At 70.3% G+C, this 26,869-nt stretch carries 11 protein-coding genes and 3 pseudogenes; 7 read left to right on the forward strand and 7 right to left on the reverse strand.

What is annotated here, in order from left to right:
* Positions 1 to 26: 26 nt before the first annotated feature.
* Together ADK67_RS28000 and ADK67_RS28005 are read right to left on the reverse strand one after the other, a co-directional pair.
* Entirely contained in the window at positions 27 to 3,047 is a 3,021-nt protein-coding gene (locus ADK67_RS28000; RefSeq protein WP_331459348.1) for an RICIN domain-containing protein, read from the reverse strand.
* A gap of 628 nt (positions 3,048 to 3,675) precedes the next feature.
* The gene (locus tag ADK67_RS28005; RefSeq protein WP_053719517.1) at positions 3,676 to 5,076 is read right to left on the reverse strand and encodes an FAD-binding oxidoreductase; all 1,401 of its coding nucleotides are present in this window, start codon (positions 5,074 to 5,076) and stop codon (positions 3,676 to 3,678) included.
* A 141-nt stretch (positions 5,077 to 5,217) separates the two neighbouring features.
* Between ADK67_RS28005 and ADK67_RS28010 the strand changes: the two genes are divergently transcribed.
* Complete coding sequence (locus ADK67_RS28010) at positions 5,218 to 6,849, forward strand: response regulator transcription factor (RefSeq protein ID WP_053719518.1); 1,632 nt, start codon at positions 5,218 to 5,220, stop codon at positions 6,847 to 6,849.
* A 118-nt stretch (positions 6,850 to 6,967) separates the two neighbouring features.
* Complete coding sequence (locus ADK67_RS28015; RefSeq protein WP_231648382.1) at positions 6,968 to 7,822, forward strand: class I SAM-dependent methyltransferase; 855 nt, start codon at positions 6,968 to 6,970, stop codon at positions 7,820 to 7,822.
* A gap of 459 nt (positions 7,823 to 8,281) precedes the next feature.
* Here the strand turns inward: ADK67_RS28015 and ADK67_RS28020 are convergent, their stop codons facing one another.
* Positions 8,282 to 10,558, reverse strand: a complete 2,277-nt coding sequence (locus ADK67_RS28020) for a hypothetical protein (RefSeq protein ID WP_157620898.1) — start codon at positions 10,556 to 10,558, stop codon at positions 8,282 to 8,284.
* 38 nt (positions 10,559 to 10,596) lie between these two features.
* Entirely contained in the window at positions 10,597 to 19,764 is a 9,168-nt protein-coding gene (locus ADK67_RS28025) for a LamG-like jellyroll fold domain-containing protein (RefSeq protein WP_157620899.1), read from the reverse strand.
* A gap of 288 nt (positions 19,765 to 20,052) precedes the next feature.
* On the opposite strand from ADK67_RS28025, the pseudogene ADK67_RS53970 reads away from it, so the two are divergent.
* Together ADK67_RS53970 and ADK67_RS28035 are read left to right on the forward strand one after the other, a co-directional pair.
* Positions 20,053 to 20,127: pseudogene (locus ADK67_RS53970) on the forward strand (cysteine hydrolase); the annotation flags it as partial.
* Positions 20,128 to 20,362: 235 nt separating this feature from the next.
* Positions 20,363 to 21,085: a hypothetical protein gene (locus ADK67_RS28035; protein WP_053719523.1), complete on the forward strand. Its 723-nt coding sequence runs from the start codon at positions 20,363 to 20,365 to the stop codon at positions 21,083 to 21,085.
* 60 nt (positions 21,086 to 21,145) lie between these two features.
* Here ADK67_RS28035 and ADK67_RS28040 read toward each other — a convergent pair.
* From ADK67_RS28040 to ADK67_RS28050, 3 genes and pseudogenes are all read right to left on the reverse strand, one after another.
* Positions 21,146 to 21,316 (reverse strand): annotated as a pseudogene (locus tag ADK67_RS28040) (transposase); the annotation flags it as partial.
* Positions 21,317 to 21,616: 300 nt separating this feature from the next.
* Positions 21,617 to 22,660 (reverse strand): LacI family DNA-binding transcriptional regulator, encoded by a 1,044-nt coding sequence (locus tag ADK67_RS28045; protein WP_053719527.1) that lies wholly within the window; start codon positions 22,658 to 22,660, stop codon positions 21,617 to 21,619.
* A 322-nt stretch (positions 22,661 to 22,982) separates the two neighbouring features.
* Positions 22,983 to 24,020 (reverse strand): LacI family DNA-binding transcriptional regulator, encoded by a 1,038-nt coding sequence (locus ADK67_RS28050; RefSeq protein WP_053719525.1) that lies wholly within the window; start codon positions 24,018 to 24,020, stop codon positions 22,983 to 22,985.
* 502 nt (positions 24,021 to 24,522) lie between these two features.
* On the opposite strand from ADK67_RS28050, the gene ADK67_RS28055 reads away from it, so the two are divergent.
* The 3 genes and pseudogenes from ADK67_RS28055 (at position 24,523) to ADK67_RS28065 (ending at position 26,812) form a co-directional block, all read left to right on the forward strand.
* Positions 24,523 to 24,825, forward strand: coding sequence for a transposase (locus tag ADK67_RS28055; RefSeq protein WP_197289650.1), 303 nt, complete (start codon positions 24,523 to 24,525; stop codon positions 24,823 to 24,825).
* 195 nt (positions 24,826 to 25,020) lie between these two features.
* Positions 25,021 to 26,072, forward strand: a pseudogene (locus ADK67_RS28060) (IS110 family transposase).
* Between the two features lie 23 nt (positions 26,073 to 26,095).
* A complete protein-coding gene (locus ADK67_RS28065) occupies positions 26,096 to 26,812 on the forward strand; it encodes an IS3 family transposase (RefSeq protein ID WP_082403918.1) in 717 nt (238 codons plus the stop codon).
* The last annotated feature ends 57 nt before the right edge of the window (positions 26,813 to 26,869 follow it).

A 26,869-nucleotide genomic window follows, 5' to 3' on the forward strand; every position in this document is an offset into this window, starting at 1 on the left:
GTGCCGGCCGTCAGTTCGACATCGAGTCACGGCGCCTTCAGCGTTCCGAGGCGGGCGAGCTCATAGCTGAGCGCTCGCTCAGGGGCGTCGATCTGGTTCTGCGTGCCGACCACCCCTGCTGCCACCGTTCGCGCTTCGGCCAGCGCGTCGAGCATCGCCGCCCACGCTTCGACGGGATAGTCCCCCGAGTCGAGTGATTCGGCGTACGCGATCGCAGCACCCAGGTCGCCCTTGTCGAGTGGCTGGTTCTGCGACGTCAGCGTGTCGCTCAGCAGGAAGCGGTCGAAGTCGACGCGGCCGCCGGTCTGCTGGGTCGCGTAGTTGAACAGTGCCAACCTGTGTCCCATGAAGTGAATCGATCCGGCGAACTCGAGTGGCCCGACGGCGTTGCCGAGTTTGGTCCAATCAATCCCGTTCAAGCTGTAATAGAAAGTCGTGAAGAGCTGCCCCGGACTCCGGGCGAAGTCCAGATCTGCCTTCAGGTGCACCTCCGCGGCACCTCCGAGCGCCGTAGCGGTGCCCGGGAGGAAGCTCTCGATCGCCGACTGGTCGATCGGTTCGGTGAAGGGACGTCCGCGATGGACGACTCCCACCGTGTTCACCCCGTTCACGCGCTTGACCGCGATGTACGAGAAGTCGTGACCGAACGCCGCAAGACCGGCGACGTCGCCGTTGTTCATGCCCGAGACGTCCAGCTTCGTCTCGGCCGACTGCCGGGGTCCGAAGGAGCGCTGCGAGAGCGTGTTGCGAGCTTCTTCGAGCCAGGTGAGCTCGCCACCGGGGCTGCGGTGGGTGTACGCACCGGTCACGACCTTGCCGGCCGTCAACCGCAGCCACCCCTGGCGGTCCGTGAGCGACCAGTACCGGTTGTCGGGCGCGTGGTTCCATTCCCAGGCCAGGTCGAGGTTCGACCCGTTCGGGGCGATTTCATCGGGATGCGGCGGCTCGGCGGCCGGTCGCCCGACGAGTGAAACGTCGTCGACCTTGTAGTCCATGAGGTGCGCGTTGGGGTCTGACGACGGATTGCTCACCCAGGGGGTCTCGATGAAGATGCGGACATCGGAGAGAGCCTGGGATGCAGGAATCGTGAACGACCCGGACACCTTGCCCCAGTTCCCGCGGGTCACGGCCGTGGCGGGCGAGAGGTTGGCGAAGGTCACGTCGCTGCCGCCGTACCGGGCAGTGATGAGGAACTGCTTGGTCGCCGGGCTCGCGGGGTTGTCGTACTTGATCCATGCCGAGACGTCGTACGTGACGCCGTGCTGCACCTTGCCGGTGACGTTCTGCGCCGGCCCCGATCCCGTGGCGTTCCTCCCGGTGACGGCGAGAGCCGTCGAGCCGGTGTGTGCGTCGGTCGTCGTCGAGAGCGTCGCGCCGTCGTTGGCGATCCAGCCCGCTGTGCTTCCGGACTCCACGCCGGGATTGCCGAAGAGTTCGACGCCGACCAGCGTCTCGTCGATGTCGGGTGGTGTCGGCACCGTCCACTGCTCGTCCTGGTAGGGACGGTGCGGTGCGTCGTTGTCGAAGTCGTCGGACACGACGATGCTCTTGAGCCGCTCGAAGCGCTCCTGCTCAGGGGTGAGCCTGATCGGCTTCTGGAAGACACCGTCGACCGGCACGACGCCGTTGTTGCCGAAGGTCGGCCACCCGTCGCTCCAGGTCGCCGGGATCAGCGCCGGAATGCGACCGACCGGATACGAGTCGCGGAAGAAGAAGCCGTACCAGTCGTCGTCGCCCGCGTCGTTCGAGATGGGCACAAGGCCGCCCTGGGCGAATCCGTTCGAGTTCAGCGCTCCACGGGACTCGTAGGGCGCCGGGGTAGCCGCGAGGCGCCCGAGCAGTTCGGTCGAGCGGAACATGACGACCTGGCGACCGTCGCTGCGCCAGGTGATCATCACCACGTAGTAGTAGCCGTCGATGAACGCCAGCTGGGCGCCCTCGAAGATGCCGCCGTCGTCGCCGATGTACGGCTTGCTCGCGTAGTCGCTGCGCCGGATTACGTCTGGAAAGTCCTGCTCGACCGCCGTCAGCGTCGGGTTCAGCCGAACCGCGCTGGCGCCACCGCCACCGTAGAAGATGTACGGCGTTCCGCCGTTGGCGTCGTCGAAGAAGAGCGATGGGTCGTGGAAGCCTCGACCGAACGCCGTCTTGGTCCACGCTCCGCTCTCGATGTCGTCGGTGCGGTAGAGGAAGGCGCCGCCGAGGTTGAGCGAATTGATCAGCACGTAGTAGGTGCCGTCGTGGAAGCGGATCGACGAGGCCCACTGCCCCTCGCCGTAGGAGTTCCGGCCGTTGCGCAGGGACGCGGCATCACTGATGTCGAGGCGATCGAACGCGTAGCTCACGATCTCCCAGTTGACGAGGTCGTACGACTTCATGATCGGTGCGCCCGGGCTGAGATGCATCGTCGTGCTGACCATGTAGTAGACGTCGCGCCCTTCGTCGTTCTGCGACGCGGGGACGCGCTCGACACTGACATCCGGCACGTCGGCATTGAGCATGGGAACCGCGTAGGTGCCCTCGCCGGTGTCCGTCGTCGTATACGAGGAATCGGGATTCCATTCGTCAGCGACGCGGACGAGCTGCCACTGCTGGTTGCTGCCGCCCCAGTCGGCGTACTGCACGACGTTGCCGCCGTCGGCGGTCGAGGCGTTCTGGACTTCGACGGCCTTGCCGCTGTTGCGGTTGATCAGCCTGACGTAGCCGCTGTCGGAGTCGGCCAGCCGGAACTGCTGGTTCGTGCCGTTGTGGTCCGTCCACTGCTGGACCTGCGCGCCATCGGCGGTCGACCAGTTGCCCACTTCGAGGACCTTGCCGGAGTTCTTCGACTTCAACCGGTAGTAACCATCACCGGAGTCCACGAACTGCCACTGCTGGTTCGCTCCGTCGTGACGAGTCCACTGGTGGATCGCCGCCCCATCGGCGCTGCTCACGCCCGCCACGTCCAACGCCTTGCCGCTGCTGCGGTTCACCAGCACATACCAGGCGCCGGTGTCCACCGTGGCAGCCGACGCCGGCGTCGTGGACACCGCGAGCAACCCACCCACGAACGCCACCGCCGCCGCAGCGGCCACCCCCGACCGCCACCGACCACGCCACCTCGCGGCGCGCCCAAACCCAACCGACATAAGGTCTTTCCTCTCATCATCGAGACCATCGACCTGAGACGGGGCCACGGCGGCGAGGACGCCGACGACACCCCCTCCACGAACAAACAGGCTTCTCGTGTTAGCGCTAACAACAGCCGCGGCGGCGGACCGGGCGGGAATATGCGGATATATGGGCGATCAGGAAACTGACGGACGGTGCCGTGGAACACGCCACGACAGACTGTGAACGATAACAACCACGGCGTCAAGATGTAACGGGAAGGTTTTCAGGGGAGTCCCAGATGAGACGCCGGGCCTCACCGGGTCCCGCTCCCACGATGACGAACTGATGGTGTTCCACACGATCCCCTCACCGGTGTGCACCACCGACGTGGCAGCGGTCAGGAGGCGGGAGACGTCGGCGTAACGTCCTGACGGTGAAGCGGAGGACACCGTCTGGACCCTGTCGAGCTGGACCTCCGGGGCGGTGCAGCACCGCCGGCCGCCTCGGCCGGCAACGAGCCCACCGCACGGTGATCACGCAGGTCACCCCGCGGGCTGGTTCACAACGACACCTAAGCCGGCCCTAGGTGGGCGGGATGTTCTGGTTGAGGCGGAAGAAGTTGTCCGGGTCGTACGCGCGTTTGAGGGCCTTGAGCCGGTCGTACTTCGCCGACCCGTAGGCCTGGCGGACGCGTTCTCCACCCTCGTCCATCAGGAAGTTCACGTAGACGCCGGTGTGGTGCGGCGCGAGTGCCGACCAGTAGGAACGTGCCCACTGGCGTTCGACTTCGAAACCCTCGCCGGTCGTGCTGTTGCCGTTGATGTTGAACGTGAAGCCGGTGTTCCGGCCGTTGAAGGCGGTCTCGTCCTCGCCGACGCGGGCGACCGCTCCGCCCATCTGCCACAGGGCCACGCTCGTCACCGGCGACACGATCCGGCTGCCGTGCTCGGCCATGACGTCGATGACGCCGTCACTGAGCCCGGCCACATCGCAGGCCCTGAAGTAGTACCACCAGCCGTGCGGGAAGCTCGGATCGAACATCGACTGGTGGGCCAGGTACGGCTTGGGCTTGCACAGGTCCAGCAGCGGTCGACCGAAGGACTTCAGCGGTCGCACCACCCGCTCGCCGTCCTCCACCGAACCCACGTGGCACGCCGTGACGGCGATGACGTGCTTGCCCACCAGGGACGGCGGGATCATCGGCAGCGCGAGGACGCGCCGCTGCACGACGATCGTCATCAGCTCGTCCGGGCAGTCGGCGATCCAGTCGCGGTAGAACTCCAGGACCTTCGGGGCGTCCTCCATCGGCCAGAACACCGGTCCCGCGAAGACGTTCGGCCCCAAGGGGTGCAACCGGAACTCGAACTCGGTCACGATCCCGAAGTTGCCGCCACCTCCCCGTATCCCCCAGAAGAGGTCGGCGTTGTGGTTCTCGGCGGCCCGCACGAACCCGCCGTCGGCGGTGACGACGTCGACCGAGAGCAGGGCGTCGATCGTGAGCCCGTACTTGCGCATCATCCAGCCGATACCGCCACCGAGCGTGAGGCCGGCGACCCCTGTGTGGGTGACGATGCCGGACGTCACCGCGAGCCCGAACTCCTGGGTCTCGCGGTCGAGGTCCCCTAGGACCACGCCCGCCTGTACACGTGCTGTCCGACCATCGGGGTCGACCCGGATCCCCTTCATCAGGGACAGGTCGATGACCATGCCGCCGTCGCAGACCGAGTAACCGGGGAAGCTGTGCCCTCCGCCCCGTACCGCCACGAGGAGCCCGTGCTTCCTGGCGAAGCGGACCGCGGACCGGACGTCCGCGACGCCGGCGCAGCGCACGATGAGGCCGGGGTGTCGGTGGATCGAACCGTTCCACACCCTGCGGTACTGCTCGTAACCCAGGTCACCCGGACGAATGACTTCACCACGCAACGTCGTCGCGAGCTCCTCGACGGCGGGCTGATCGATGTGAACCTGCTCGGTGCTGGTCACGTCGTCATGTTAGTCAATCCGGCGGATGGACGCTCGCCCAAGTGGCCGAGCCCTGAACACCTGATGGAGCGCGCCCTTGACCAGCTCGGCTGGTGAGGATCGTGCGATGCCGCTGTGTCCGCACGAGACCACAATGGAGCGGTGACGACTGATGGGCTCGAGCAGGGGCGGGCGTCCTTCGCGCAGCGCTCGTGGGGCGTCGCGTACGCCCAGCTCGCGGCGGCGGATGCCGACACACCTCTCGGCCTCGACGACCTTGAACGATTCGGACTCGCCGCGTACCTGGCTGGCCACGACGAAGTGTCCACCCGCGTGTGGACTCGTGCCCACCATGCAGCCCTTCTCCGTGACGATCCGCAGCGCGCCGCGCGCAACGCCGTTCTGATCGGTTCCGGTCTGATGTTCCGAGGCGAGGTCGCGCCGGCGGTCGGGTGGTTCGCACGCGCCGGACGAGTGCTCGAAGGCTGCGACGAGTGCGCCGAACAGTCCTGGCTGCTGACCTGGAACGCGTTCGCGCGGATGTGGGGCGGGGACCCCTCGGGTGCGGAGCCGGCGTTCACCGAGAGCGTCCAGGCCGGTCGGCGCTTCGGTGACCTCGACCTGGTGACGATGGCACGGCTCGGCGAGGGCATGTGCCTGGTCATGCAAGGGCACGGCCCGGCGGGCGTCGGTCTGCTGGACGAGGTCATGGCCGGGGTGACGTCCGGCGAAGTCACGCCGATGTACGCCGGGATCGCCTACTGCACCGTGATCGCGGCCTGCTCGGACCTGTTCGACCTGCGCCGCGCCCGTGAGTGGACCGCGGCGCTCACCCACTGGTGCGACTCCCAGCCCGAACTCGTCCCGTACCGGGGCAACTGCCTGGTCCACCGGTGCGAACTCATGCAGATGCAAGGCGCGTGGAACGACGCGCTCCAAGCCGCCGAACAAGCGTGCGCCCTCCTGTCCGGCCCGGTCAAGTGGGACACACTCGGCGCGGCGTACTACCAGCTCGGCGAGCTGCAACGGCTGCGCGGCGAGTTCACCAGCGCCGAGGAGAACTACCGCAAGGCTGATGAAACCGGCCGCCGGCCCGAGCCGGGTCTCGCGCTGCTCAGACTGGCGCAGGGACGCATCGACGTGGCCGCCGCCGTGATGCGCCGCGCCGTCGCCGAAACCGACGACCCGTCCGCGCGGTCGCGGATCCTGCCCGCGTACGTCGAGGTCATGATCGCCGCCGGCGATGTGCCGTCTGCCCGAACGGGAGCCGACGAGCTCGCGCAGATCGCAGGGGCGCTCGACGCCCCCTACCTGGACGCGGTGGCCGCGTCGGCCGCCGGAGCGGTCCTGCTCGCCGGAGGCGACGCGCGATCGGCGCTGCGGAAGCTCCGACTCGCCGCATCGGCGTGGCGCGAGTTGGACGCTCCGCACGAGACCGCGCGCGTCCGGGTGCTCACCGGGCTGGCCTGCCGCGCGCTCGACGATCCCGAGACCTCCGCGATGGAACTCCGCGGCGCACGAACCGTCTTCGAGCGACTTGGGGCCACACCGGACATCGAGCGGGTCGACGCACTCACGACGTTGCCGCACAGGAACGCCCCCGGCGGCCTGACCGCGCGCGAGGTGGAAGTGCTGAGGCTGGTCGCGTCCGGCAGGACGAACCGCGCGATCGCCCAGGAGCTCGGCCTCTCCGAGAAAACCGTCGCCCGCCACATCAGCAACTGCTTCACCAAGATCCGAGTGTCGTCCCGCGCCGCGGCCACCGCCTACGCGTACGAACACGCCCTGGTCTGAGGTGCGAGTGGACAGAACTGCCCACGTCCCTCGCGCGGACTTGGGCAGATTACCGGAAGCCGACCGGCACCTCCCGCGCCTAACGTCGGGTTGTCAGGGCAATGGAAGGGAGCCGGACGTGACAAACGTGCAGCACGAGACGCCACAGCAGGCCGAACGCGGTGCCCCCGTCGAGGCGTGGGACGTGATCGCGGCACGGTACGACGAGCACGTCGCACCTGGTGAATCCGATCTGGCCCTCGCCGGACTGCAGCTCGCCGGAGTCCGGAAGGGCGACACATTCCTCGACGTCGCCGCCGGCACCGGCGGACTGAGCCTGCCGGCGGCACGGCTCGGCGCCAAGGTGCTGGCGACCGACTGGGCGCCCAGGATGATCGAGCACTTCACCGCGCGAGCGGCAGCCGAAGGGCTGGACGCCGAAGGCCGGGTGATGGATTGCCACCGGCTCGACATCCCCGACGACACCTACGACGTCACAGGCTCGCAGTTCGGCGTCATGCTCGTCCCCGACCAGGCGACCGCGCTGCGGGAAATGGTCCGGGTGACGAAGCCCGGTGGACGCGTGTTCCTCACCGCGTACGGGAACCCGGGCGAATTCGAGGCACTGCACTTCTTCGTCACCGCGGTGCAGGCGGTCGCCCCCGGGTTCGAGGGTCCCTCCGCGGACGAGCCGATGCTCGAGTTCCAGGTCGCGGACCCGGACGTCCTGCGCCGGAGACTGACCGACGCGGGGCTGAAGGACGTCACGGTCGACACGAGCCACCAGGAGCGGATCCAAGTGCGGACCGGACGACAACTGTGGGACTGGTGCCTCGGCGGGAACCCGATCCCCGGCGCGCTCGTCGCCGACTTCACCGACGCCCAGCACGAAGACATGATCCGGGTACTCGACCGCATGATCCGCGAGCGGTCCACCGACAAGGGCCCGGCCGTTCTGACCGCACCCCTGAACATCGGCGTCGGCACGAAATAAGGCGGCTGCGGCGACAACGGATCCACCGACTTCCGCGAAGGACCAGCGTCGTGGTGTTCGGACATGGCGTGGCCGAGCATCCGACGGGGAGAACAGGTCCTCGGTCGTCGCGAGGTAGAGGGACCCTTCGTCGGTGTCGACCTGGGTCACGTCCCCGCACCACAGCACATCCGGTGCCACGGCAGTGAAATTCCGCCGCACCAGGTCCCGGGCCGCCAGCCGTCTGCCCTGCCGACGTCAGGATGCTGCCGGACGGCGCGATCGTGTCGATCGACGCCGACGGCCGGTTCCGGGTCAACGCCCGTCGTCACGTGTTCATGCCCGCCGGTGTCCGCACAATCCTGTCCGTGAAGACCGGCGATCCGGTCGTCCTGGTCGCGCGCCCGAAGTCACGCACGCTGCTCGTCCATTCGATCGGCGTCCACCCGGCGGTGGAGTCCGCCGGGTGGACGCCGTCGCCTACTTCGGAGCGGCCAGCAAGGTCGGCTCGCCGAACGCCGCCGACCCCGGCACGCCGCGCCGGTCGTAGACCACGACGGTGCCGTTGGGCGTGCGGTAGGTGATCGTCCACAGTGGCGTGCTGCCGTTGTTCACCGTCGTCGTGGCCGGATCGGTGGCGGACGGCAGGTCCGGGGTGTTGACCGGGGACCAGTCGCCGAACACGCCGGAGCCCGAGGTGGTCTCGAAGCTGGCGTGCACGATGCCGTCCGCGGCCCGGGCGACAACGGCGGTCCGGCCGAGTTGCGGATCCAGGATCGCGGACGGCGCGCCGTCCGCGACGAAGGTCCCGACGGTGTCCCACGCCGCCGGGAAGACCCCTGCCGCGTCCTGGAGCTTCGTGGTCACGGTGCCGTCGGCGGCCGTGGCGAACACGCGCAGCCGGTAACCGGGGTACACGACAACCGACGGCGTGCCGTGGCCCGTGCCGCCCAGGCCGGTCCACGCGCCGGTGGTGCCGTCGGTGCGGTACAGCAGGGTGCCGACGGTGCCGTCGCTCACGCGGCCGAACACCTGGACGCCGTCGCGGACCTGCACGGCGGTGGGCGCGCCGGTGAGGTTCACGTCGCCGAGGTTGCGCCACGCCGACCCGCCGTGGACCCACAGCTTGCCGTCGACGTCGGCGGCGAACAGGGCGGTGGCGCCGTTGGTCAGGGTGACGGCGGCGGGTGCGGCGGCCAGGGACCCGCCGAGGTCCGACCAGCCGGTCCAGGTGGCCGCACGGGGCGCGGTCTGGCTGCTGGACCACACGTCGCCGCCGTCGGAGTACTGGGCGAACACGGCCAGCGAGCCGTCGGGCTTGGCGTTGAGCGCCGGACGTCCGGTGAACGCCTCGTTGCCCGAGATCACCGTGTACTGGACGGTGCCGAAGTTGTCCAGGTTCTCCTGGTGGCCGATGACGACGCGGCCGATGTTGTCGACGTACGCGTACTCCAGCGCGCCGACGAGCTGTCCGCCGGTCGCCGGCGCCTGCACGACCGTGACGGGCGTGTTGGGCACCACCGGGACGACGGGCTGAGGTTCGGCGAACCAGCCCTCCAGGTCGATGTAGACGGTGATGGCGCTGGTGCTGATGTTCCGCACCCGGACCTTGCCGTCCGTGCCGGGCTTGATGACGGTGGACGACCGGTGCGCCGAGTTGGCCGCGAACTGGGTCAGCGTCGCGGCAGGCTCGGTGGTGCCGGTGCCCCACGCGCGCAGCGTGCCGGCGACGGTGCTCCCCGCCGCTTCGAGGCTCAGCGCCGCGCCCGCGATCCCGCGCGTCGGCAGGCCGTTGGTGCCGCCGACGGGGATGTCGATCGAGGAGGAGGCGGCGATCTGGCCCGCGTAGAGCCGCGCGGCGACCGGTCGCAGGCCGGCGCCTGCGGTGGGGGTCTTGGTCGCGTACCCCATCACGTCGATGACCAGGTGCGCGGCGCCGCTGCCCTTGTTGGTGACGATCACCTTGCCGTCCGCGCCGAGGGTGATCGAGGCGCCGGAGGCGTTGTTGATGCCGTTCTCGTAGTTGATCACGGACTGGGCGCCGGTCGTGCCGGACGCGGTCGTCTGGAAGTAGCCTGCCGCGGCCGGCGGAGACAGCGTGATCTGCGCGAACACCGCCGACGCGCCCACCGGCACACCCGCGGTGGCCAGGCTGATGGTGCGACTTGCGCCGGCCGGGATGGCACCCGCCGTGATGCCGAGAGCGGTGTTGGTGTTGATCACGCGGCTGGGCGTGACCGGGACGAACCCGCCGTTGGCCGCGCCGGTGCTGGTGGTGAAGTAGCCGTGTACCTCCACGACCAGGTGCACGGAGCCGGCGTAGTTGAACACCGAGATCTTGCCGTTCGCGCCCGGCCGCACGATCGCGCCGTTGGACAGCGTCTGCGTCGCCATCACGTTGAGCATCGCCACGCCGGGCTGCGTCGCGCCGTCCGGCCACGCCCTCATGTAGGTGTTGGCGGTCGGCCCGACGGCCACGATCCGCAGGTACAGGGCGCTGACCCCGGACGTCGGGATGCCGCCGACCCCCAGCACGGGGAACGTGGTGATGCTCCGCGCGCCTCGCGTGCCGCTGACCCCGCCGATGCCCGTGCGGGTGTCGAGCACGGATCTGGCGAGGGTGAACGGCACGTAGTCGCCACCCCGGCCCGCCGCGTCGGCGTGCGCGACCGGTGTTCTCGGCACGACGGCCAGCGCCAGCGCCACGAGCACGGCGACCAGGACCGCGATCCCCCGGCGTCTCTCCACTGTGGACATGTCTCTCCCTTTTCTGCCGGCGCCGCCGCTTCCGGGCGTCACCACGAACCCCCGCCGCCGCCCGGGACCGGCGCGGGGACGTTCCCGGAGCCGCACTTGACCAGGCACGGCCAGTTCACCTTCCCCGCGTAGTTGGAGCCCACGCTCCAGCCGAACGGGCTCGTGCTCTTGTTCGCCACGCCTCCGGCGTCGAACGCGTAGCCCAACTCCACCGCGGTCTTGCCCTCCGAGAACGCGAGGCCGCCGGCCACGCTGTGCGGTCCGCGCACGGCGGCACTGCCGGCGACGCTCGCACCCACTCCGGTCGCGAACCCGTTGACCGTCTTCGGGGTGCGGTCCGAGTCGATGATCCACCCGCCGCGCACGCCCAGCGATGCGCCGCGCGTGCCGACGGCGTCCCCCACGCTCCAGGAAAGTTGGCCGTGGCGGGTGAGCGTCAGGCCGAGCGTGCCGCCACCGGCGAACTGAGGGCTCCACCCGCGGAACAGGACGGACGCGTCAACCGTCACGTAGTCCGGCGAAGTGTCGACGCCCGCCATGCTGAGCCCTGGGTCCACACCGGACCACACAGTCGTCCACACGCAGTCGAACGTCGACATGCACTTCTGCACCCCGCCGATGCCGTGCACCGTCCCGGTGGCCGTCTCGGCCACCTGGCTGACGGCCCGCGTCAGCGATCCGACCGCGGTGACGGCCTGCGCGCGCAGGCCCTCGGAGATCCGGGCGTTGGCCGCGCTGCCGTCGCGGAAGGCGCCCACCACCGACGCACGCACCTCCGGCATCGCCGAGACCAGCGGTTTCACCATCGAGATGAGGGGTTTCAGGGCGGCGGCGACCGCCTTGACCGGTATCTTCTTCGCGACCGCCTCGATGACGGCACGGGCCTTGCGCGTGACCTCGCGGCGGGCCTTGGCCACGGCGGCCTTGCGGGCGCGTTCCACCTTGCGCGCGGTCTCCTCGGCCCACTCACGGGCCTGTTCGGCGCGCTCGCGGGCCGCATGGGCCAGGCGGCGGCCGCGGCGCTCGACGTCCTTGATCAGCCGCCCGAAGCCCCGCTTGAGGTGACCGAAACCCGACTTCACGTGGTTCCAGGCCTTCTTGAGCCCCGATGAGACCTTGTGGCCGAACGACTTGACCTTCTGCCACACCTTCCGGCCCGCCGACGCGGCCCTCGTCGCGAGGTTGACGACGTGCTTGACCGCGCTCTTGAACACCCGCTTGCCGAAGTCCAGGCCGTCGCGCACGGACCGGCTGACCCCACGCGTGACCGACTGCACACCGCTCCACGCCTTCTGCGCGGTGTCCTGGACGAAGTCGCCGACCTTCTTGCAGATGCCGCACGACAGCTTGGGCCAGTCGCCGTCCGGGTCCTCGTTGCCCAGCGGGTCGGCCGCGCCGTAGGTGTAGCGGTTGGCCAGCACCGCCTCGCCGCCGGCGTAGTCGGTGAGGTCGCGGGACAGGAACGTGCCGCTGGCGGGCGAGTACCAGCGGGAGCCCATGTCGACGTGGCCGGTGTCCGGATCCGTCCAATCGCCCTGGAACCCGAGGTTGCCGGTGTCCCCCTTGGTGGCGACGATCCTGCCGAAGGGGTCGTAGGCGGTGGTGTCGGTGAGCGCGCCGAGTGCGGCGTCGGCGGCCGGGAACGCCCCGGTGACGTCGCCGTGCTCGTCGGTCAGCACCAGCCGCCCGTCCACCGCGAAAAGGTCGCCGGACGGGCCGCGCGCGTACCGCTCGACCCCGTCGGAAACCGGGTCGTCCGCGAGCCCCGCGTAGGTGAACCTGCCGCTGCCACGCCGGATCAGCCGGTCGAGGGCGTCGTAGGCGTAGGTGCGGTCGCCGGCGCGGACGAGTTGGTCGAACGCGTCGAACTCGTAGGTGACGCCGCCGCGCGAGGCCAGTGTGCCGCGCGGGGTGTAGGTGTAGTCCCGGTCGCCGTCGTTGGTCAGCCGGTTGCGCGCGTCGTAGGTGGCGGTCTTGCCTCCCGCCCGGATCCGGTTGCCGGCGGCGTCCCAGGCGTAGTCGACCTTGCCGGCCGCGCCGGCCCACGAGGTGAGGCGGCCGGCGAGGTCGTAGGTGTAGGTCTGGTCGGCGTTCTTCCCGATGAGCCGGTCGTTGTCGTCATAGCGGTAGGTGAGCGACGCGACGGTCTGGCCGGCGGCGTTGCCCAGCACGTCGGAGGTGGTGCGGCCCAGGTCGTCGTAGTGCAGCGACCGCACCCGCCCGGCACCGAAGTCCACTGTGGACAACAAGCCGGTGACGTCGTAGCGGTACAGCTGCGCGGTGCCGGTCTGCCCGTCGGTGACGGCGGTCAGCCGCCCGGAGGTGTAGCCGAACGTGGCCGTGCCTGAGGCGTCGACCCGCCGCGTGAGACGGCCGTCCGCGTCGTAGGTGTAGTCGGCGTCGCCGGAAGGGCCCCGCGCGGTCAGCAGGTTGCCCCGGTCGTCGTAGGTGTAGGCGTTCACGCCTTCGGTGCTCTCCGCCCGCACCAGGCGGTCCAAGGCGTCGTAGGCGCGGGTCCGGCTGCCGGTGGCGACCGAGGCGCCCGAGCCGGTGCGGCTGGTGGGGCGGCCCGCCGCGTCGTAGCCCGCCTCCGTGACGACGCCGCCCGGCGCGGTCATCCGCACCAGGTTCCCGTCCGCGTCGTAGCCCGCGGTCCAGGTGCGGTCCGCGGCGTTCGGGTGCGCGGGTGTGGCCGGTTCCACCAGGGTCTCGGTCAACCCCAGCGCGTTGTAACCCGACACGGTGGTGTTGCCGCGGCCGTCGGTGTACCGGGTACGCCGGCCGGCGGCGTCGTAGCCGAACGTCGTGGTGATCGACTCCGTGGCCGTCACCGGCTCGACCTGCCGCACCAGGCGGTCGTCGGCGTCGTAGTCGTACGTCGTCGTCACGCCCAGGGCGTCGGTGGACGACGTGCGGTTGCCCGCCGCGTCGTAGCCGAGCCGCCGGGTTCGCAGCACCGACCCGTCCGCCTTCAGGTTCGCCTCGGCCACCAGCCGCCCGGCCCCGTCATAGGTGGCCCGCGCGGTGCGGCCGACCGCGTCGGCCTGCCGCACCTGGCGACCGGCCGCGTCGTAGCCGAACTGGGTGACCACACCGGCCGGGTCGGTCGTCCGCACGGCCCGGCCCGCCGTGTCGTAGGCGGTGCGACTGACCGCGCCGGTCGGGCTGTCGATCCGCACGACGCGGCCCGCGTCGTCATAGGTGAACCGGGTCACCAGGTTGTCCGCCACCGGGCGGCGCTCCACCACCGTGGCCGTGATGCGGCGGTCCAGGTCGTCGTAGGTGGACTCGGTGCGCCCGCCCAACGGGTCCGTCGCGGTGAGGGGCTGTCCGCTGCGGGTGTACGTGGCACGCCACACCGCCCGCTCGCCCTCGGTGGACGTGGGCCGGTCGACCTCGGTCTGCCGGCCCAACTGGTCGTAGGAGTAGCGGATCGAGTTGCCGCGCGGGTCGGTGACCTCCACGACCTGGCCCGCGGCGTCGTAGCGGGTACGCGTGGTCGGCGTCAGGACCTCCGTCGCGCCCGGTGCCCGGTAGCCCGGCTCCGAGGCGGTCAGCTGCCTGCCCAGCCGGTCGTAGGTGGACCGCCGGACCTGCCCCGTCTCGTCGGCCAGCGCCGTCTGCCCGCCGAACGCGTCGTACGCCGTACGTGAGGTCGGCCGTGCCGTCACCGGCGCACCGCCACCGGACTCCACCGGCACCGGCGGCGCCATCTCGATCGTCTGACGGCCCAGCTCGTCGTATGCGGTGTTCGTGGTGTAGGCCACCGGGTCCGCGCCCGGGGTGTTGCCGCGCGGGTCGGTCTCGGAGACCTTGAGGCCCCGCTGGTCGTACGCCGACGTCGTCGTCAACGTCACCGAACCGGTGTTCACAGATTCGCGCACCACGTTGCCCGCGTCGTCGTAGTCGTAGTCCACGACCTCGGGCGCGGTCGGCACGGGCCACGGCACGTTCGACGCCCGCCCGGACCTGCTCACCCGCGTCACGTTGCCCGCCGCGTCGTAGGTGTTCACGGTCGTGGTCGCGACGCCGTCCGGGTCCTCCACCATCGTCGTCGGGTTCCCCGCGCGGTCGTACACCGACGTCGTGGTGGAGGTGCCGTCGCCGGACACCGTCCGCGTCACGTTGCCCGCCGCGTCGTAGGTGTTCTCCTGGAGCACGTAGTCGCGCGTGCTGCCGTCGGGGTTGTGGAAGTTCTTCAGCACGGTCCGGTGCGGGCGGTCGTCGCCGTAGTAGGTGAACTCCACCCGCCTGCCCATCGCGTCGGTCTCGCTCGCCTTGCGACCGGCGAAGTCGTAGGAGTACGACCGCAGCACCAGGTAGTCGCCGGTCAAGCCGCCCGCGTCGTCGCCGCGGTAGTCGCGCAGCCGCACCTCGGCGATCGCGTTGCGCGCGGTGTAGCCGAAGTCGTAGCGGGTGCCGTTCGCGTCGGTGGAGGAGACGACGTTGCCGAACCGGTCGTAGTCCTGGGTCGTCTCACCGCCCTCGGCGTCGGTGACCCGGACCGCTCGCCCGAACTCGTCGTACGCGGTGAGCGTGGTGCGGGCCGGTCCGCCGCCGAGCTGGTCGGTCTCCTCCACCTTCGTCTGGTTGCCGTCGGCGTCGTAGGTGATGGCGACCTGCCGCTGGTGCTTCGTGCCGTCCACGGCGTTGGTCGTCACGGGCTCGGTCACGCGGGTCTGCCGGGACAGGGCGTCGTAGCCGTAGGTCGTGGTGACGCCGGCCGGGAACGTGTCGGAGACCTCCGTCTCCGTCGTCAGCCGGCCGAGCACGTCGTAGGAGTAGTTCGTGACCAGGCCGGACGGCGTGGTCAGCCGGGCGAGGTCGCCGTTGGCGCGGTAGGCGTAGCGCGTGGTCTTGCCGCGGGCGTCCACGGTCGTCAGCGGCAGGCCGGCGGGCACGATGCCGCCGCCCACGGCCGCCTCCGCGCCGTTGGTGTAGGTGTTGCGGACCGTCGAGCCGTCCGGCTCGGTCTGCGTGGCCACCTCACCGGTCGCCGTGTAGGTGTAGGACGTGCGGTAGGTCGGGTCGGTGGCGTCGGCCGACCGGGCGTCACGGGTCTCGGACGGCTGGTCCGCTCTCGGGTCTGCCGCACCACCCGCCGGGTAGGTGGTGTAGGTGGTGTGGCACTCGCCGGCACGGCGGCACGTCTTCGTGGACGTGGCGTTGCCGCGCTCGTCGTAGGTCATCGTGACCGCGTCGCCGTTCTCGTTGGTGGCGACGGTCAGGTTGCCGGCCCCGTCGTACTGGAACGAGCGGATCGCCATGCCGTTGACGGGGTGCCGCACGAACACCGGCCCGCCCGCGTCACCGGGGATCACGGTGCAGAACTTCGGGTCGTTCGGGTCCGGCGCGCTGCACTGCTCCACCGGCTCGGGCTGGGGTGCGGGCCGGTCGGAGTCCCGCAGCTCCAGGCCCAACGGCGTGCCGGTCCGCAGCACCTTCCCGGTGACGCCGTCGAACTCGTACAGGCTCGGCTGGTTGCCCGGGTCGAGCACCTGCACGCCGCGCCGCAGGTCGGTGTCCCCGCCGTAGACCACAGGCGGTCCGATCTTCCACAGGCCACCGTTGCGGTCGGTGTAGGTCGCGACGCGGTCCAGGTTGACGTCGTAGGTGGCGCGGGAGGACACGTTGCCGCTCGGCCGGGTCACCGACGCCAGCTGGTCAGCGGCCGTCGTGCCCTGCCGGTAGTGCGTCGACACGGCGTTCGGGCCCAACGGGTGCGAGTAGACCGCCACCTCGTCCAGCGAGCCGCTGAACGACCGCTGCCCCGCCGTGCCCCACGCGGGCCACGACCCCGGGGTGCTGACCGACGCGGCGCCGACCTGGTTGAACGTCAGCTGCGCGTGGTCCAGCGTCACCCCGGTCGCCTTGGCCACCTGCGCCCCGTCGAGGTACAGCGTCTGCGTGGTGCCCGTCAGGGACAGCACGACGTGGTGCCAGCGGCCGTCGTTGACGGCGTTCGGCGAGGTCAGGGGGGCGATCGAGGTCGCGCCGAACTGGCCGCGCACCTTGCCGTCCGTGCCGACGTACAGCACCGGGACGCCTCGACCCGGTGCGGTGCCGAACGCCTTGTCCTGGTAGCCGAGCAGCGGGCCGCCGGTGCCGGTGGTGTTGGCCTTGAACCACAGCTCGACGGCGCCGTCACGGCTCTTCTTCAGCAGGCCCTTGGGCAGGTCGAGCCGCGTGGTCGTGCCGTTGAACGACGCCGCCGTGCCGGTCGCGCCCGCCAACGCGCCCGCCGTGCCCAACGCCGCGTTCACGTAGGCCCCCGCGTCCTTGCCCAGGTTGACCGAGATCTCGCTGCCCGCGGCCGTGCCCTGCCCCTCGCCCAGCCGCCAGTAGGACTCCGGCAGCGAGTCCAGCACCGCGCTGCGGTAGTGCGACCCGGTGCTGTAGGCGTACTTGGTGCACAGGCCGCCGGGCGCGCACGCCTGGGTCAGCGTGTCCCCGGTGTAGCCGTAGGTCCAGGTGGTGTTCGCGTCGGTGGTCACGGAGGTGACGTGCCCGCCGGTCCACGTGAACCGCAGCGAGCGGCCCGCGGTGTTGCTCTGGCTGTTGGACACCTGCGCCTTGGCCAGCTTGCCGTCCGCCGCGCCGTAGGTCAGCACCAGCGACCGGCCCGCGCTGTCGGTGATGCGGCTGAGCAGGCCGGCGGCGGTGAACAGGTACGCCGTGCCCGACCGGTCCGCCAGCTTCCAGCCGCCCGCCTCCTGCGTCAGGGCCGACACCCGGCCCGACGGCGGCGCGTAGGTCCCGTCGGGGTTGCGGCCGAACCGCACCGCCTGACCGTCGGGGAACGTCACCACGACGTTGCCCGTGCCGTCGTCGTCCGGGGTCAGGCGCATGTCGTAGCGGCTGGTCCAGCCCGCGCCGAACACGCCGTCCCGGCGCGGGTCGAGGCTGTTGTAGGTGCGCACCACGTTCAGCTCGGGCCCGACCGTCGCCACCGTGGCGTCCACCGCGACGTTCGACACGCCGCCGGTCTGCGGCTCGAACTCGTGCTCGTCCGACGCGCCGGCCGCCCGTGACGTCAGCTCGGGCTGCGGCACGTCCGCGTCGAGGCCCGATTGCGGTGACGCCACTTCGTTGCCCGCGTCCCGGACGACCACCCGCCACACGTAGCTCTTGCCCCAGGACAGCTTTCCGTCGGGCACCGTCCACTGCGGACTCGGCTGGAAGCCCGAGGCGAAGCAGAGCTTCGGGTCGTCCGCCCGGCACACCTCGAAGTTGAAGCTCAGCGACGCCCCCGGCGGCGCATCGATGTCCAGCGCGCGGCCCCACAGCAGCGGCGTCAACGTCGGCGTGCGGTAGCCGTTCGGCGGGTGCAGCTCCTGCACGACCGGCGCGAGGTCGATCACGTCCAGCGCCAGCCGCGCCGGCGGCACCTGGTGGTCGGTGAAGACCGCGCCGCCGGCGCGGACCATCGTGAAGTCCAGGAAGTACGACCCGGGCGGCAGCGCCTTGACCGTCGCGTCGACCGTGACCTTCCCGCCCCGCGCCACCGTGCCCGGCAGAGACGCCGCGCGCTGCTGGCCGACCGCCGCCCCGGTCTTCGTGTTGTACGCCCGGTAAGCCAGGTAGTAGTCCGCCGGCGACCACGCCTCCGCGCCCTTGTTCATCACGGTGACCTTGACCTTGCCGTCCTGGTTCTGCAGCACGGGCGGGTTCGGCACCGGGTTCGGGATGGCGTACTCGGCGTTGTAGGGGCTGTGCGTGACGAACAGCCGCGGCGGGTTCGCCGTGCCCGTGCCGGTGAACCGCTTGCCCGACAACGGGTCCGCCACGTCCGCCCGCAACGACAGGCCGTGGTTCACCGCCGTGCCGTCCACCCAGCCCTGCACCAGCTTCGTGCCGTCGCCGCCCAGGTCGAACACCTCGGCCGCGGCCGGGCACTGCGACGACGACTGCCCCGTGGCCACGTAGCCGTGCGCGAACGACCGGCTCGCCATCGACGCGCCCACGGTCGGCCCGGGGAAGCTGTAGGAGCCCGTCGCGGTCCACGCCTGCGCCACCGGGTGCACCGTCACCGGCCGGGCGCGGCACGAGTTGGCGTCGAACTCCACCACCTGCAACTGCGCCCCGAACACCACGTGGTTGCGCAGCCGATCCACCAGGCTGCCGAACCGCACGTACGAGGCCGTCGACACGCCGGCCACCTGCCCCACCCGCAGCTCCGACCCGCCCGCGACCGACGTCGGGCCGCGCACGGACATCGCCGCGTCCGCCGCGCCGTCGTCCACCGGCAACGCCACCGTGGGGTCGACCTCCACCGGGTACACCCGGGCCGGGTCGTCCAGCCAGGCCTGGTCCAGCCGGACCTCGAGCACGCCGTCGACCAGCGCGTAGCTCACCCCGCGCGACACCGCTCCCGCCGCGTCCACCATGTCGCCGGGCGGCACCACGGCGTGGACGACCTCACCGTCGGCCAGCACGAGGGTCTGACCGTCGAGCCTGGCGCGGAGGCCGCGCAGGGTCAGCGGGAAGTCGAACGCGCGGGTCGCCTTCGCGTCCTTGAGGACCAGGGTCTCCTTCACCCCGCCCGGTCGGGCTTGGAGCAGCAGGTCGACGCCGGGTCGCGCGTCGGCGTACGCGACCTGGTCGCGCTCCACCCGGCCCGGCTGCGGTGCGGCGTCACGCAGGCGGTAGCCAAATGTGTGCCGGTCGTCCAGCTCGACCCGCTGCTCACCGTCCGCGTGCGACGCCAGCATCAGGCCGACCGCGTTGGTAGTGTTGCGCCAGCCGTCGTCGGCCCTGGTCAGCGTGGTGTCTATCGGCTCGAACGCGCCATCGCGGGTGCGGTAGTTGACCGGCGTGGCGGAGAACTCGGTGGTCTCGGTGCCGTCGGAGTTGGCGTAGACCCGCTCGTGCGGCCCCCGCGCGTCCACCCGCTCGCGGCTCGTCGCCCGGTCGAAACCGGTCCGCGCGGCGGTCGGCCCGGTGGTGACCGAGGCCGTGTTCGCGGCCTGCGGTGGTGCCTGCACGCGCGGGTGCTCGCCGCGGTGCGACTGCGGCAACGTCCGGTTGACCACGCCCTGCTCCAGGTGCGGCCGACCGGCCGCGGACCCCCACCGCTGCTCCGGCGCCGCGGTCGCCCGCGTGGGGGACACCGGGCCGTCCGGCACCGCCGCGTCACCCGCGGCGGAACCGGCCAGCAGCAGCGCCACCAGTGCGAACGCGCACGCACGGACTCGGTTCCGCCTCACGGGCCCCTCCCCCTGCGGACAGCCGCCTCCGTACACCGACCCCCGGTGTCCCCCGGACTGCCCCAAGCCCGACGACCGTAGGAACCGGCTCTAACAACTCGCTAACAACCGAGCAGGACAGAGCGAAGGAGGCGTTCCGGCCCGACTCCCCCGGCGCGCGGCTGATCCCCGAGATGGCCGGCGGCGCGGTGACCGTGGTCGACAACCCGAAGCTCTCCGGCCTCGCCGGGAACGACCTGGCCTCCCTGGCTGTCCGACCAGGGCGTCGACACGCTGTTCCTGACCGGGGTGGCCACCAACCTGACCGTCGAGCAGACCGCGCGGCACGCCACCGACCTCGGGTTCACCGTGCACGTGGTCAGCGGCTGCGTGACCGCCGCCGACGACGCCGCGCACACCGCCTCGCCGGCGAACCTGGAGCTCACCACGGCCGGTAGCGAGCCGTCCGTCCCGTCCACACAGGACGGACGGCGTCCGCCGATTCCGGCACCCGGCAGGCGGAGAACGGGTACCGTCGGTGCGGCGCGATCGAGGATTCTGGAGGCACCTCCATGCACCGACCACTACCTACCAGCGGCAACGAGCCCGGGAACGTCTCATGAGCGCGGGGAGGACGACACGCCGCCGACTGCTCACCGCGGGCGCCGTCGCCGTCGGCTCCACGCTGCTGAGCACGGAGCAGGCGTTCGCCGACGGCTACGGCTCCGGCGCGCTGGGCCCGTGGGAGACGATGTCCAAGGCGATCTCGACCATCACCCAGATCAGGCCGGTCCTGGACACCGACGGGCTGTTCATGTTCGGCGACAGCATCTCCGTGCAGGACGGCTACACCTTCGCGCAGCGACTGCACAGCCGGACCGGGGACGTGATCGCCGTGCACAACTGGTCCGGCCGCCCGACCGCTCCGGCCGTCGACGCGCTCGCGCAGTGGGCCCAGACCTACGGCCTGCCGCGCCGCATCCTGATGGCCACCGGGTCCAACGACATCTTCACCCCGCCGGTGTTCGCCGCCCAGGTCGACCGCACGATGTCCATCGTCGGCCCGACCCGAACGGTGTACTGGGTCAACACCCAGGTCGTCCGGACCAGTCAGCCGGCGGCCGTCCAGTTGGCCGACCAGCGCAACAGCGCCTGGATCAACCTGCAACTGGCCGACGCCCAGCGCGCGCACCCGAACCTGCGCATCGTCCGCTGGGCCGAGTTCCTGGCCGCGAAGCCGACCAGGCTCACGGCCTACCTGCGCGACGGCGTCCACACCACCGAACCGCTGGGCCAGGACGCCCGCAACGAGCTCATCGTGCAGGCGATCGAAGCGTCCTGAGCACTTCGGCCGCAGATGGGGCTACGGCTGGAGGTCGCGCTGGTACCAGGTGCCCGACGGGAACTCCCACTGGATGCCCGTGTAGATCACGAACAGGATGCCGCACAACGCCTTACGGTCATCCAACCGCCGACGACCGGGATACCGGAACCGCCGCTCGACCTTCGGCAACAGCGGCTCGATCAACTCCCACAGCTCGTCCTCGACCTCCCACGGCCGACGCCGGGCCACACCAACCTCCCACCGGACAACACCCCATCCGACACCACCACAGCATAACCAAGATCATTCTGTAACTTCGTGCAACATCCACGAATCCAGCCACGGCATCGACGTGGGCAAGAAATCAAGGGCGCAATCGGCACATCGCCACCGACGTACTCGATCGACGTCCTGCAACGCTTGAATACACTTCTCGGGCGAACCTCTCCGGAATCGCCATGACACCGCTTGCCGGGCAGCCCTGTGAATGCCGACAACCTCACCGTTCCCACCGCGCCGCACCCGTCCAACCGGGGGAGACACTGCCGATCACGTGTCCGCTGGGCGGGGCGGCGCGATGGACGAACGGTCGCGCCTGGGCATGGGGACGTGGTGGACGACGGGGGTTGGTGGGCGGGGTTCGGTGAGGAGCACTTCGACGGCTTTCGCGCCCAACTCGTAGTGCGGGAGGGCGACGGTGGTCAGCTTGGGGCGCACCCAGCCGGCGAGCGGGTGGTCGTCGAAGGAGACGACGGAGACGTCGGCCGGCACGGCGAGTCCTGCGTCGGCCAAGGCCTGGTAGGCGCCGAACGCGAGCCGGTCGTCGAAGCAGACCAGGGCGCGGGGACGTTGGCTTTCCAGCAGGTCCTTGGTGGCGGCGAAGCCGTTCTCCGGCAGCCACCGCCGGCACACCCGCGCGCCGGCGATCTCCACGCCCGCCGCGTCGAACACCTCGTGGATGCCGATGAGTCGCTTGCCGGCCGTGACCGAGCCGGGTGGCACGTCGTCCGCGCCGGCGCCGATGAGGTGGATGCCGTCGCGGTGCCCGGCGTCCAGTAGCGCGCGTGCCGCGGTCCGGCCCGCCTCGACCTCGTCGGGCACGACGACGGACAACCGGGATGGCCGGTCGGGCAGGACGTTGAGCAGCACGGCGCGACCCGCCTCGATCCCGTCCGGCACGGAGACCTGCGTGGTGTGCATCGCGGCGTACACGATCCCGTCGACCTGGCGGTCGAGCATTGCCTCGATCAGGCTCTGCTCCGACTCCCGGTCGCCGTCGGTCTCCGCGACGACCAGCAGGACGCCGTGCGCGTGGGCCGCGTCGGCAGCGCCCCGGATCAGGTCCCCGGCCAGGCCGGATGTGGCGACCGTGGTGAAGACGAACCCGATCGCGTCAGCGTCGCCGGCATGGGATCCGGCAGGCCGGGCCTTGCGGCGGTACCCCAGCGCGGTCGCGGCTTGCCGCACGCGCCGTTCGGCGTCAGCGGAGATCCGCAGGTCGCGACCTCGACCGGACAGGACCAGCGAGACCGTCGTGGTCGAGACACCGACCTCCTTGGCCACGTCGGACAGCGTGACCCGTCGTCGGTTCATCCGGACCTCCCGCACACGAGTCTCCGAACGGCTTGCACCGGCGCCGGCCTCCTCGGTGAGAGCCGGTCGGTGCCGGAGCCTCAGGGAGTGGACAGTTCAACGGTGCAACGTCACGGTCCCGGCCGAATGTTTCGGTGATCGGGCCTGAACTCTCGGTCAATGTATCCAGGCACGGTTGGCCAGTCAACGGTCCGTTGGCCGCAGGATGTGAACGCTCACGAGACGGTGGAGTACCTACTAAGGGCCTTACGCTCAGCACAGGGATGTGAACGTAAACATCGCCAGGACACCTGGTGCGGCCGACAGCCGGGCCAGGCCGGGCTCACCGACCAGGGGCCGCCGTACTGGCGCGCACGACGAGCTCGGTGGACAGGACCAGGCGGCGCTGCGGCAGTTCCCGGCCCTGCGCCAGGTCGATCACCATGCCGGCGGCGGTGGCGGCCATCTCACCCAGCGGCTGCCGGATGGTGGTCAGCGCGGGGATCATCCACTGGGCGGGCGGCAGGTCGTCGAAGCCCACCACGCTCAGGTCGTCGGGGATGCGCAACCCCGCCTCGTAGACGGCTTGGTACACCCCGAGCGCCTCACCGTCGTTGCCGGTCACCACCGCGGTGGGCGGGTCCGGGAGGCGCAGCAGCTCACGGGTGTGCTCCAAGCCGTCGACGATCTGGAAACGGCCTTCGCGGACCAACTCCGGGTCCACCGGCACCCCGGCGGCGTCCATGGCCGCGCGGTACCCGTCGAGCCGCGCCCGGCCCGAAAGCATCCCGGTGGCGCCGGTGATCACGGCGATCCGGCGGTGCCCGAGTTCCAGCAGGTGCCGGGTCGCCGCCAAGCCCCCGCTCCAGTTGTCGGCGCCCACCGACGGCATCCCGTGCGCGGGCTCACCGGTCGGATCGACCAGCACCACGGGGATGTCACGACTGCTCAGCTGCTGGTACTGCGCGGGTGTGGGGCCGGAGAAGACCGCGACGACACCGACCGGCCGCCGGGCCAGCAGCCCGTCGATCCAGCTGCGGTCGGGGATGTGTTGGCCGTGCAGCTCGCTGAGCGAGATGGTCAGCCCGTGCTCGGTGACGACGCGCTCGACCCCCTTGACCACCTCGACGGGGTACGTGCCCGCCAGTTCGTGGAACAGCACCTCGACCAGCGATGACCTGCTCACTCTCTTCTGCCGCCGGTAGCCCTGCTCACGGAGCAACCTCTCCACCAGAGCGCGGGTCTCCGCGGCGACCTCGACGTGCCCGTTCACCACCTTGGACACCGTCGCCGCCGACACACCCGCCAACGCGGCGATCTGCGCGATGGTGACCCCGGCGTTGCCGGCGGCACTCGAAGCCGGGTCAGAGGTGGAGGGCATGACGCGAGCCTAACGGCGTAGGCAGAACGGCCGGTCCGGCCCGTGAGCTACGACGTTCCGAAACTTCAGGCGCTCCATCCGAAGCTTCAGGCCCTCGTCCACGTACCCGCGGCCGTGAACCACTGCTGCAAGCCGTACCTCGCCGACACCCTCACACCGGGCTCGCCGACACCGACCTCGTACTCGGTCGGGGCATCTACCAGGAACGTCGATCCGGCGAAGCCATGAAACACACCCCGTGACCCGGCTGGAACACCCACACAAGCCTTCACATCCATCAGCCCGCCTCCGAAAGCCGGGAGGCCGCGAGATCTGTCCATCGCAACTACCAACACCCGCCGCGCCGACCACACGCAGGAACTACACCTGATGACGTTAGCGACTATTGACAGACGACCAACAGCGCAAACCTCGAACTATTCGGTTTGGGATTGACCCGTTCTGACGGACATCTGAGATCAGGGGACGCGTGTCCCCGGAGGGATGTCCCATCATGGAGTCCATGGGCAGGAAGAAGCGGCGGCCCCGGCGGTCGTTCACTCCGGAGTTCAAGGCCGAGATCGTGGAGTTGTGCTCGCGGGGTGACCGGTCGGTGGGTCAGGTCGCGAAGGACTTCGACCTGACCGAGACCGCGGTGCGGCAGTGGGTCGTGCAGGCCGAACGTGACTCCGGCACCCGCGCCTACGGGTTGACCACCGACGAACGGGAGGAGCTCGCGAGGCTTCGGCGGGAGAACCGCCGCCTGACCGAGGACGTGGAGATCCTCAAGCGCGCCACGGCTTTCTTCGCCTTAGTGTCAGGCTGATGGGGTCCGGCGGGGTTCGCTCCCTATTTTGCTGCTCCCGGCTGTGGCTGGGTGGCTTGTCCTGATGTGCGGCCCCGCCGGACCCCACGCCGGGCGGCGGAGTGGCTTGATAGCAGCCTGCCGATCGCTCGACTAAGGCTTGCCCTCGTTGCCGGGCGTGGATGGAACCCCGTCATCGGCAGAGAGGGTAAGGGCATGGTGATGGTCGGCGTGGACGCACACAAGCGGACCACACGCTGGTCGCGGTCGATGAGATCGGCCGCAAACTGGGAGAACGGACCGTTCAGGCCACAACGGACGGTCATCTGAATGCGATCCGGTGGGTCGGGCAGTGGGACGAGGTGTCCTTCGCGGTCGAGGACTGCCGGCACATGACCCGGCGCCTGGAACAGGACCTGCTGCGGTCCGGGTTCCCTGTGGTCCGTGTGCACACCAAGTTCATGGCCGCCGCCCGCCGGTCGGGTCGCCAGCCCGGCAAGTCCGACCCCATCGACGCCCTGGCGGTCGCACAGGCCGCGCTGCGCGAGCCGAACCTGCCCACCGCCGCCCTGGACGGGCCGTCCCGGCAGGTCAAGCTCCTGTCCGACCACCGCCACGACCTGATCATCGAGCGGACGAAGGTGATCAACAGGCTGCGGTGGCACCTGCACGAACTCGACCCGGCGCTGACGATCCCGCCGCGCGGGTTGCGCAGCTACCGCACGATGGACGCCGTTGCCGCACGACTGGACGGTCTCGGCGGCACGGTCGCCCGCATCGCCGGCGAGCTGCTCGACCGGTGCCGGGAACTCACCGGGCAGGTCAACCAGCTCGAACGGGAGCTGCGTGACCTGGCCCGCGTCCTGGCGCCCAGCCTGCTGGAGGTGCCCGGCTGCGGAGTGCTCAGCGCCGCCGCCATCCTCGGCGAGACCGCCGGTGCAGCCCGGTTCCGCTCCAAGAACGCCTACGCCCGATTCACCGGCACCGCCCCGATTCCGGTGTGGTCGGGCAACAACGTCAAAGTGCGCCTCAACCGGGGCGGCAACCGCACGATCAACCACGCCCTGCACATGATCGCCGTCACCCAGACCCGAGGGTTCGGCCCCGGCAAGCAGTACCACAACAGCCTGATCGCCCGGGGCAAGACGCACAAGGAGGCGCTGCGGCTACTGCGACGTCGCCTGTCCGACGTGGTCTTCCGCGCCCTGCTCACCGACGAACGCCGCCGCAACCAGGCCACACCGACCACACCCGCAGCAGCCGCTTGACATAGAAGCATCAAGGAGATCCGGTGAACGTATACCCGTTCATCGAGGCGGAGAAGTCACGCGGCGGCAACGTCCACCGGGCGTGCACGCTGCTGAAGGTCTCCCGGTCCGCCTACTACGCCCACCGCACCGCCACGCCCACCGACCGCGCACGACAGGACGCCGAGCTGGCCGCGCAGGTCGTCGCGATCCACGACGAATCCAAGGGCACCTACGGCGCACCCAGGGTGCACGCCGAACTGCGAGCCCAAGGCCATCGGCATTCCCGCAAACGCGTCGCCCGGCTCCTACGACAGACCGGACGCGCGGGACGCGCACCGAAGCGTTGGCGCACCACCACCGTCCCCGACCTCAGCGCGACCGTTCCAGTCGACCTGATCCGACGTGACTTCTCCTGCGCCGCAACAGATATCGACACACGATGGTGCGGGGACATCACCTATATCCACACCTGGGAAGGGTGGCTCTACCTGGCCACCGTCATCGACATCGCCTCACGACGCGTGGTCGGCTGGGCCACCGCCGACCACCTGCGCACCGACCTCGTCGCCCAGACCCTGGACAACGCAGTGCGCCAACGACGCCCCGAACCCGGAGTGATCTTCCACGCCGACAGGGGCTGTCAATACACATCCGCCCAGCTCGCCACACTCGCCGACGATCCGGGCGTCCGACTGTCGATCGGCCGCAAGGGCCAATGCTGGGACTGTGAGACTGGTGGTTGCCACCAGGCGGCCTGACTCCTGTTTACGACTGACCCCGCGGTTCGGGTGTCCTTGCTGTTGATCTGTCGTCCG

Source organism: Saccharothrix sp. NRRL B-16348 (assembly GCF_001280085.1).
Lineage (GTDB): Bacteria > Actinomycetota > Actinomycetes > Mycobacteriales > Pseudonocardiaceae > Actinosynnema.

What these genes read in the sequence shown, in the direction of transcription:
- ADK67_RS28035 (WP_053719523.1), top strand. Translation starts at nt 20,363, where the DNA reads ATGAGCGCGGGGAGGACGACACGCCGCCGACTGCTCACCGCGGGCGCC.
- ADK67_RS28020 (WP_157620898.1), bottom strand. Translation starts at nt 10,558, where the DNA reads ATGTCCACAGTGGAGAGACGCCGGGGGATCGCGGTCCTGGTCGCCGTG.
- ADK67_RS28055 (WP_197289650.1), top strand. Translation starts at nt 24,523, where the DNA reads ATGGGCAGGAAGAAGCGGCGGCCCCGGCGGTCGTTCACTCCGGAGTTC.
- ADK67_RS28050 (WP_053719525.1), bottom strand. Translation starts at nt 24,020, where the DNA reads ATGCCCTCCACCTCTGACCCGGCTTCGAGTGCCGCCGGCAACGCCGGG.
- ADK67_RS28045 (WP_053719527.1), bottom strand. Translation starts at nt 22,660, where the DNA reads ATGAACCGACGACGGGTCACGCTGTCCGACGTGGCCAAGGAGGTCGGT.